The sequence below is a fragment of the Methylibium sp. T29-B genome (assembly GCF_000576225.1).
GTDB lineage: Bacteria > Pseudomonadota > Gammaproteobacteria > Burkholderiales > Burkholderiaceae_C > Methylibium > Methylibium petroleiphilum.
This window is the reverse complement of the sequence record NZ_AZSN01000141.1, coordinates 1-9,340: the sequence shown is the minus strand read 5'-3', so window position 1 is coordinate 9,340 and position 9,340 is coordinate 1. Positions and strand designations below refer to the sequence as shown.

5 protein-coding genes and 1 pseudogene are annotated in these 9,340 nt (G+C 71.9%); 2 read left to right on the top strand and 4 right to left on the bottom strand.

Features of this window, described 5'->3' with window-relative positions; all coding sequences use genetic code 11:
• Positions 1-1,398 (top strand): phospholipase D family protein (locus tag Y694_RS17265; protein WP_036234765.1); only part of this gene is annotated, 1,398 nt, incomplete at its 5' end.
• Positions 1,399-1,413: 15 nt separating this feature from the next.
• On the opposite strand, the gene Y694_RS17260 is transcribed toward Y694_RS17265, so the two are convergent.
• From Y694_RS17260 to Y694_RS17250, 3 genes and pseudogenes are all read right to left on the bottom strand, one after another.
• A complete protein-coding gene (locus tag Y694_RS17260; protein ID WP_036234764.1) occupies positions 1,414-1,911 on the bottom strand; it encodes a Dps family protein in 498 nt (165 codons plus the stop codon).
• 49 nt (positions 1,912-1,960) lie between these two features.
• Positions 1,961-4,106 (bottom strand): annotated as a pseudogene (gene katG / locus Y694_RS26585) (catalase/peroxidase HPI).
• Between the two features lie 102 nt (positions 4,107-4,208).
• Complete coding sequence (locus Y694_RS17250; protein WP_036234761.1) at positions 4,209-5,132, bottom strand: hydrogen peroxide-inducible genes activator; 924 nt, start codon at positions 5,130-5,132, stop codon at positions 4,209-4,211.
• Between the two features lie 134 nt (positions 5,133-5,266).
• Between Y694_RS17250 and Y694_RS17245 the strand changes: the two genes are divergently transcribed.
• The gene (locus tag Y694_RS17245; RefSeq protein ID WP_036234758.1) at positions 5,267-8,020 is read left to right on the top strand and encodes a transporter substrate-binding domain-containing protein; all 2,754 of its coding nucleotides are present in this window, start codon (positions 5,267-5,269) and stop codon (positions 8,018-8,020) included.
• A 3-nt stretch (positions 8,021-8,023) separates the two neighbouring features.
• Here the strand turns inward: Y694_RS17245 and Y694_RS17240 are convergent.
• Positions 8,024-9,340: ATP-dependent DNA helicase RecG (locus Y694_RS17240; protein WP_036234757.1), on the bottom strand; the 1,317-nt coding region annotated here is incomplete at its 5' end.

Genomic DNA, 9,340 nt, shown 5'->3' with positions numbered 1-9,340 from the left:
CACCCCGGCCGCTCCGGCTTCGTGCCGCTCGACAGCGGGCTCGACGCCTTCGCGGCGCGCGTGTGGCTGGTCGACCGCGCCGGCAGCAGCCTGGACATCCAGACCTACATCTGGCGCAGCGACCGCACCGGCCGTTGGCTGCTGACGCGCCTGCAGGCCGCGGCCGAGCGCGGCGTGCGGGTGCGCCTGCTGCTCGACGACGGCAACGGCAGCCCCACGCTCGACGGGCTGCTGTCGCAGCTCGATGCCCACCCGGGCGCCGAGGTGCGCTTCTTCAACCCCTATCCGCACCGCGGCCTGGGCCGCGCGTGGGATCTGGCCACCGACTTCTCGCGCCTGCACCGGCGCATGCACAACAAGACGTTCAATGCCGACGGCGTGGTCACCATCCTCGGCGGACGCAATGTCGGCGACGAGTACTTCGGCGCGGCGGCCGACATGGAGTTCGCCGACCTCGACGTGCTCGCGGTCGGGCCGATCGTCGGTGAGGTGTCGGCGTCCTTCGACGCCTACTGGAACAGCGCCTCGGCCTACCCGCGGCGGTCGCTGCTGTTGCCCGGCAACGACCGGCCGCTCACGCCCGAGCAGCAGGCGGCGCTCGACGAGGCCAGCGCCTACGCGAAGGACCTGCGCGAGCGTCCGCGCGTCGAGCGCTGGCGCGAGCGCGGGCCGCAGGCGTCCGACTTCGTCTGGGGCCGCTCCACGCTGTTCGTCGACCCGCCCGACAAGGTGCTCAAGCAGGCCGGCGAAAGCGAGCTGATGCTGCCGCGGCTCGCGCGCACGCTGGGCAATGCCGACCGCAGCATCGACATCGTGTCGCCCTACTTCGTGCCCACCGACGACGGCGTGGCCGCGTTCACCGCGCTGCACGACCGCGGCGTGCGGCTGCGCGTGCTGACCAACTCGCTGGCCGCGACGGATGTCTCGGCGGTGCACGCCGGCTATGCACCGTATCGCCCGGCGCTGCTCGACGGCGGTGTGGAGCTCTACGAACTGCGGCCTGTCCCGGCGCCCGAAGGTCGCGCGCGCGGGCGGCTGCTGGGCCTGGGTTCGTCGCGCGCGAGCCTGCACGCCAAGACCTTCGCCGTCGACGGCGAGCGCGTGTTCATCGGCTCCTTCAACTTCGATCCGCGCTCGGCCTGGCTCAACACCGAGATCGGCGTGCTGCTCGAGCACCCAGGCCTCGCGCAGCGCATCGGCCAGGCGTTCGACACCGAGGTGCCGCGCCAGGCCTGGCAGGTGACGCGCGACCCTGACCGCGGCCCCGACGCGCTGCGCTGGCGCGGCCAGACGCCCGAAGGCCAGCCGATCGAGCTGACCGAGGAGCCCGAGGCCGGCTGGCTCACGCGGCTGTGGGTGTGGCTGTTGTCGTGGCTGCCGATCGACGGGCTGCTGTAGCGGCCCGCCGTCGGCTTACTCCTCGAGCAGCGAGCGCAGCATCCACGCCGCCTGCTCGTGCACCGTGAGGCGCTGCGTCAGCAGGTCGGCGGTGGGCTCGTCGGAGGCCTTGTCGGCCAGCGGGAAGATGCCGCGCGCGGTGCGCGCCACCGCCTCGTGGCCCTCGACGAGGATGCGCACCATGTCCATCGCCTTCGGCGGCTCGGCCGGCGCGTCCTTCAGCGAACTCAGCTTGCCGAACTGGCCGTAGCTGCCGGCGGCCGGGAAGCCCAGCGCACGGATGCGCTCGGCGACCGGGTCGACCGCGTTCCACAGCTCGGTGTACTGCGTCATGAACATGGTGTGCAGCGTGTTGAACATCGGCCCCGTCACGTTCCAGTGGAAGTTGTGGGTCGTGAGGTAGAGCGTGTAGGTGTCCGCCAGCAGGGCGTTGAGCCCCTTGGCGATCGCCGCGCGGTCCTTCTCCGAGATGCCGATGTTCACCGGCGGCGTGGCGGGACGGGTCTTGGCCATCGTGCGTGCTCCTGGGTCAATGGGAATGGCTGGAACTGTAGCCGCCGGGTCAGGTCAGGTCGTAGCGGTCCAGGTTCATGACCTTGGTCCACGCGGCCACGAAGTCGTGCACGAACTTGGTCTGACCGTCGGCGCTGGCGTACACCTCGGCCAGCGCGCGCAGCACGGCGTTGGAACCGAACGCCAGGTCCACCCGCGTCGCGGTCCACTTCTGCTGGCCGGTCTGGCGGTCCTTGCCCTCGTACACACCGTTGGCCGGCTGCCACGTCGTGCGCATGTCGAGCAGGTTGACGAAGAAGTCGGGGGTCAGCACGCCCGGCCGGTCGGTGAACACGCCATGCCGGCTGCCGCCGGCGTTGGCGCCCAGCACGCGCAGCCCGCCGACCAGCACCGTCATCTCGGGAGCGGTGAGCGTGAGCAGCTGCGCCTTGTCGACCAGCAGGTGCTCCACCGGCACGCTGCCCGGGCCCTTGAAGTAGTTGCGGAAGCCGTCGGCCACCGGTTCCAGGAAGGCGAAGGACTCCACATCGGTCTGCTCCTGCGTGGCGTCGACGCGGCCGGGGCGAACGGCACCTCGATGCCGACACCCGCCGCCTTGGCGGCCTGCTCCACGCCCACGCCGCCGGCCAGCACGATCACGTCGGCCAGCGAGAACTTGCCAGAGCCCTGTTGGAGGGTCTCCAGTGTCGCCAGCACCTTGGCCAGCTCGCCCGGGGTGTTGGCTTCCCAGTCCTTCTGCGGTGCCAGGCGAAGGCGCGCGCCGTTGGCCCCGCCGCGTTTGTCGCCGCCGCGGAAGGTGGAGGCCGAGGCCCAGGCGGTGGCCACGAGCTGTGCGACCGTCAGGCCCGATGCGGCGATCTTCGCCTTCAGCTCGGCGATGTCGGCGGCATTCGGCGCCGGCAGCGTGGCCGGGGGCAGCGGGTCCTGCCAGAGCAGCTCTTCCTTCGGCACCTCGGGGCCGAGGTAACGCACCTTCGGGCCCATGTCGCGGTGGGTGAGCTTGAACCACGCGCGCGCGAAGGCGTCGGCGAAGCCTGCGGGTTGTCGAGGAAACGGCGCGAGATCTTCTCGAACTCGGGGTCGACGCGCAGCGTCAGGTCGGTGGTGAGCATCGTCGGCTTGAGCTTCTTGCCGGGGACGTGCGCGTCGGGAATGATCTCCGGCGCATCCTTGGCCGTCCACTGCTTCGCGCCGGCGGGCGATTGCGTCAGCTCCCATTCGAACTTGAACAGGTGCTCGAAGAAGTCGTTGCTCCAGCGCGCCGGCGTGGTGGTCCAGGTGACCTCCAGGCCGCTGGAGACGGTGTCCTTGCCGTGGCCGCTGCCGAAGCTGCTGGTCCAGCCCAGGCCCTGCGCCTCGAGCGGCGCGCCTTCGGGCTCGGGACCCTTGTGCGATTCGGGCGCGGCGCCGTGCGCCTTGCCGAAGGTGTGGCCGCCGGCGATCAGCGCCACGATCTCCTCGTCGTCCATCGCCATGCGGCCGAAGGTCGCGCGGATGTCCTTGGCGGCGGCAAGCGGATCGCCGCTGGCGTTGGGACCCTCGGGGTTCACGTAGATCAGGCCCATGTGGGTGGCGGCCAGTGGCTGGTCGAGATCACGGTCGCCGGTGAAGCGCTTGTCGGTGGCCAGCCAGGTGGTCTCGTTGCCCCAGTTCACGTCGTTGTCGGGTTCCCATACGTCCTCTCGGCCGCCGGCGAAGCCGAACGTGCGGAAGCCCATCGACTCCAGCGCCACGTTGCCGGTCAGGATCAGCAGGTCGGCCCAGCTGATGCGCTGGCCGTACTTCTGCTTGATCGGCCACAGCAGGCGGCGCGACTTGTCGATGTTCACGTTGTCGGGCCAGCTGTTGAGCGGCGCGAAGCGCTGCTGCCCGCGGCCGCCGCCGCCGCGGCCGTCGGCCGTGCGGTAGGTGCCGGCGGCGTGCCAGGCCATGCGCACGAACTGCGGGCCGTAGTGGCCGAAGTCGGCCGGCCACCAGTCCTGCGAATCGGTCATCAGCGCCAGCAGGTCCTTCTTGAGCGCGAAGTAGTCGAGCTTCTTGAACTCCTCGGCGTAATCGAAGCCGGCACCCAGCGGGTCGGACTTGCTCGAGTGCTGGTTCAGCAGCTCCAGCCGCAACTGGGAGGGCCACCAGTCCTGGTTGGTCGTGCCGCCGCCGGCGGCGTGGTTGAACGGGCACTTCGATTCGGTCGCCATGCAAGTCTCCAGGGGTTGTCCACGATGTTTCGCGGCCAGTTTAGGAGGCGCATCCCGCCCGATCAATGACGGTGCGGCAATGGCGGCGATAGCCGCGGGCGCTCAGGGGGTCAGGCGGGTGACGCCCGACAGCTCGCAGGCGTAGATGGCGTTGCGCAGCGCGGCGATGGCCTCGTAGCGCGTGAAGGTGCGCCGCCACGCGAGCACCACGCGGCGCGTCGGCAGCGGCGCGCTGAAGGGCACATAGCGCAGGTGCGGCTGCGGCTCCTTCGGCACGCTGAGCTGCGGTACCACGGTCACGCCCATCCCGGAGGCGACCATGTGCTTGATGGTCTCGAGCGACGAGCCCTCGAAGCTCTTGCGGATGCCCTCGGCGTCGCTCGAGAAGCGCGCGAACTCCGGGCACACCTCGAGCACGTGGTCGCGGAAGCAGTGGCCGGTGCCGAGCAGCAGCATCGTCTCCTTCTTCAGCTCCTCCGACGAGACGCTCTCGCGCTTGGCCAGCGGATGGGTGGCCGGGCAGGCGACGACGAAGGGTTCGTCGTAGAGCGGCGCGATGGCGAGGCCGGTGTCGGGGAAGGGCTCGGCCATGATGGCCGCGTCGAGTTCGCCGGTGCGCAGCATGTCGAGCAGCTTGACGGTGAAGTTCTCCTGCAGCATCAGCGGCATCTGCGGGAACATGTCGATCGCGTGCCTCACCAGATCAGGCAGCAGGTAGGGACCGATCGTGTAGATGATGCCCAGCCGCAGCGCGCCGGCCAGCGGATCCTGGCCACGCTTGGCGATCTCCTTGATGGCCTGTGCCTGCTCGATGACCGACTGCGCCTGGCGCACGATCTCCTCGCCCAGCGGCGTGGTGGAGATCTCGTTGCTGCCGCGCTCGAAGATCTTGACGTCGAGCTCGTCCTCGAGCTTCTTGATCGCGACGCTGAGCGTCGGCTGCGAGACGAAGCAGGCCTCCGCCGCGCGGCCGAAATGGCGCTCGCGGGCGACGGCCACGATGTAGCGCAGTTCGGTCAGTGTCATTTCCGGGTCCCCAGCCTTGGAGCGGATTCTGCGGGCTTTTCGGCCCCGACGGCGCGCGCGCTGCCGCGCAGGCCGTGCTAACGTCGATCGGGGAGCGACCCAGGGAGGGTGGCCTTTGACGCTGCGGGACGAAGATGCGTAGCGGCTTGCCGCGGGCGCTGCGATGGCTGGCCGGGTCCGTGCTCGGCCTGTGTGCGCTCGCCTGCAGCGCCGCGTCGCCATCGCCGCTGCGCTACGGGATGCTGGCGGATTTCCCGCCGTTCCAGATCTGGCCCGAGGGCAGCGAGGCCGGGGGCGCCGATCTGGAAATGCTGCGCCGGCTGGCGCCCGCGCTCGGGGTGCAGGTGGAGCCGGTGCGCTACACCGACTTCGTGGCGCTCGAGCGCGACCTGCGCGCCGGGCGGCTCGACCTCGCCTCGTCGATGGCCCGCAACGCCGAGCGCGAGCCGACGCTGGCGTTCTCGGTGCCGTATGCGCTGATCGAGCAGGCGGTCGTCACCCGCGCGAGCGATCCGTCGGGCTCGCTCGCGGCCGACCTGAACGGCCGGCGTCTGGCCACCGTGGCCGGCTACGCCGCCGAGGCCAATGCGCGCGAGCTGTTCCCGCTGGCGCAGCGGGTGCCGGTGGCCAGCATCGCCGACGGCCTGCGGGCCGTGCAGCAGGGCCGTGCCGACGTGATGATCGAGGCGCAGCCGGTACTCGTCGGCACCATCGAGCGCGCGCGCCTCGCCGGCTTGCGGTTGGTGCGCACGCTGGCGTTGCCGAGCGGCGCGCTGCATTTCGCGGCACCGAAGGCCGGCGCCGCCCGGCTCGACTCGCTCTCGGCGGCGTTGGCGGGCATGGGTGCCGAGACGCGCGAGTTCATCATCGGCCGATGGCGTGCGGAACCGCATTTCGCGCGACGCGCCGAGCCGCTGCGCCTGGACGACCCCGAGCGCGCGCTGCTCGCCGCGCAGCGGCCGCTGAATGTCGCCGTGGTGGACGGGCGGCTGCCGTTCGCGGTGCTCGACGCCGATGGCCGGCCGCAGGGCCTGTCGGTCGACGTGCTGCGCGCGGTGCTCGGACGCCTCGGGCTCGTGTCCGGCACCTGGCGCGCGAGCGGCGCCACCGAGGCGCTGGCGGCGCTGCAGCGCGGAGAGGTCGACCTCGCGCTCGGCCTGTCGGCGGTGGCCACGCCGGCCGACACGGTGCGCTTCATCGGTCCCTACATCGAGCACCCGATGGTGCTGCTGGGCCGCCCCGGCGGCAGCGCCTGGGGTCTGGAGCAGCTCGTCGGCCGGCGCCTTGCGCTGCCACCCGCACATTTCGCGCGACCGTTGATCGCCGCGCGCTACCCCGGCATCGAGCTGGTGGCTTGCGATCCGCTGCCGAGCTGCGTCGAGCGCGTCGCGAGCGGCGGCGCCGACGCGGCACTGGCCGACGTCATCACCGCGGCGGTGCTGCTGGCCGAATCGCCGCGCAGCGACGTGCAGATCACCGGCACGGCGGCCGGCTTGCGCCAGGAGCACGGCATCGCGGTGTCGTCTCGTCACGCGGCGCTGCTGCCGCTGCTGCAGCGGGCGCTGGATGCGACCGTGGCCGACGACCTGCTCGAGCTCAAGCGCCGCTGGCTGACGCGTCCGACGCCGGCGCGCGTCGTGCGCGAGCTGCTGCTGCGCTACCTGCCCTGGGTCGCGACGGCGCTCGCCCTGCTGCTCGCGGCGTGGTGGTGGCACCACCGCGGACTGCGGCGCGAGATGCAGCGCACGCTTGGCGCACAGCGCCAGGCCGAGCGGGCCCGCGGCGCGAGCGAGCGTTTCGTGACCTTCCTGGCCCACGAGGTGCGCAACTCGCTGCATTCGGTGATCGCCGGGGCCGAGCTGCTGCGCAGCGGGCGCGAGGTCTCGGCGTCGGTGGCCGGTTCGCTGGGTGACTCGGCGCGCTCGACGCTGAACCTGCTGAACAACCTGCTCGACCGCAACCGGCTCGACGCCGGCCGGCTGAGCCTGCACCTGGAGCCCGTGCAGCTCGGGCCGCTGCTGCGCGGCGTGCGCGCGGAGATGCTGCCGGCCGCACGGGCGAGACAACTCACGCTGACCTGCACCGCGCCGATGCCCGACCCGTTGCTGCGCGTCGACGCGCTGCGCGTCGAGCAGATCGTGCGCAACCTGGTGGCCAACGCGATCAAGTACAGCGAGCGCGGCGAGATCCTGATCGAAGCCCGCTGCACGCCGCAGGCGGGCGAAGAAGCGTCGCGCTGCGTGATCGAAGTGCGCGTGCGCGACCAGGGCCCGGGCATCGCCGAGGCCGACCAGGCGCGGCTGTTCGAGCGCTACTACACCGCCGGCGGCCAGACGGCGGCGCGCAGCGGCACCGGGCTCGGGTTGTCGCTGTGCCGCGACCTCGCCGCGCTGATGGGCGGTGCGCTGCACATCGAGAGCAGCCCCGGGCACGGCACCACCGCGCTGCTGCGCTGGACGGCCGACGTCGAGACCGAGGCCACCGGCCCCGCGCCCCTGGCCGAGGACGCGCCGCGCCGGCTGCTGCTGGTCGAGGATGCCGATGTCTACGCGATGCTGCTGGAGCGTGCGCTCGCGGCCCAGGGCTACGCGGTGCGGGTCGCCGGTTCTCTGGCGGAAGCGCAGGCCGCGCTGGCGGCGCCGGGCCCGCCCTTCGAGGTGGTGCTGACCGACCTGAACCTCGGCGACGGCGACGCGCACGGCGTGATCGCCGCCGTGCGCGCCCGCGCGGGCGCAGGGCTGCCGGCGATCGTCGTGATGTCGGCCGATGTCGACCCTGAACGGGTGGCCCCGCTGCGCGAGGCCGGGGCCGAGGCGCTGCTGCAGAAGACCGGCGACGTGGCGCTGCTGGTGCGCCAGTTGCTGGCGCACGTGAACACGGGGCCCTGACCGTCAGGCCTTCAGGTACTCGGCCTTGCTGCCGAGCCAGCGGTTCACGTGGGCGTCGGCCGCTCGCGGGTGGTGTTCCAGCAGCTGCGGCGCCAGCTGTCGCGCCTGGGCCAGCAGCGCGCTGTCCTCGGCCAGGTCGGCGAAGCGCAGCAGCGCCGCTCCGCTCTGGCGGGCGCCCATGAATTCACCGGGACCGCGGATGTCGAGGTCGCGGCGCGCGATCTCGAAGCCGTCGTTCGTCTCGGCCATCGCTCGCAGGCGCGCCTTGCCGGTGTCCGACAGCGGCGGCGTGTACAGCAGCACGCACACGCTGGCCACGCTGCCGCGGCCGACGCGACCGCGCAGCTGGTGCAGCTGCGACAGCCCGAAGCGCTCGGCGTGCTCGATCACCATCAGGCTCGCGTTGGGCACGTCGACGCCGACCTCGATCACCGTGGTCGACACCAGCACCGCCAGTTCGCCGCCGGTGAAGCGCGCCATCACCGCGGCCTTCTCGGCCGCCGGCATGCGGCCGTGCAGCAGGCCGACCTGCACGCCGGGCAGCGCCTCGCCGAGCCGCGCGTGGGTCTCGGTGGTGTTCTGCAGGTCCAGCGTCTCGCTCTCCTCGATCAGCGGGCACACCCAGTAGACCTGACGGCCCTTCGCCACCTCGTCGCGGATGCGCGCGATCACGCTGTCGCGGCGACCGTCGGCGAAGACCTTGGTGACGATGGGCGTGCGGCCGGGCGGCAGCTCGTCGAGGGTGCTCACGTCGAGGTCGGCGTAGTAGGTCATTGCCAGCGTGCGCGGGATCGGCGTGGCCGACATCATCAGCAGGTGCGGCTCCAGCGGCGTGCCCTCGAGCTTGCGCTTGAGCTGCAGCCGCTGCGCGACGCCGAAGCGGTGCTGCTCGTCGATGACGGCCAGGCCGAGGCGCTCGAACACCACGCGGTCCTGGATCACCGCGTGCGTGCCGACCACCAGCCGCGCCTCGCCGCTGGCCACGCGCTCCAGCATGCGCGTGCGCGCCTTGCCCTTCTGGCTGCCGGTGAGCCAGGCGATCGGCACGCCTAGCGGCTCGAGCCAGCCGACCAGCTTGCGGAAGTGCTGCTCGGCCAGGATCTCGGTCGGCGCCATCAGTGCGCACTGCCAGCCGGCGTCGATCGCCACGGTGGCCGCCAGCGCCGCGACCACCGTCTTGCCGGAACCCACGTCGCCCTGCAGCAGCCGGTGCGTGGGGTGCGGGCGGGCCAGGTCGCGCGCGATCTCCTCGGTCACGCGGTGCTGGGCCCCGGTCAGGCGGAACGGCAGCGCCGCGAGCAACTGCTCGTGCAGGCCGCC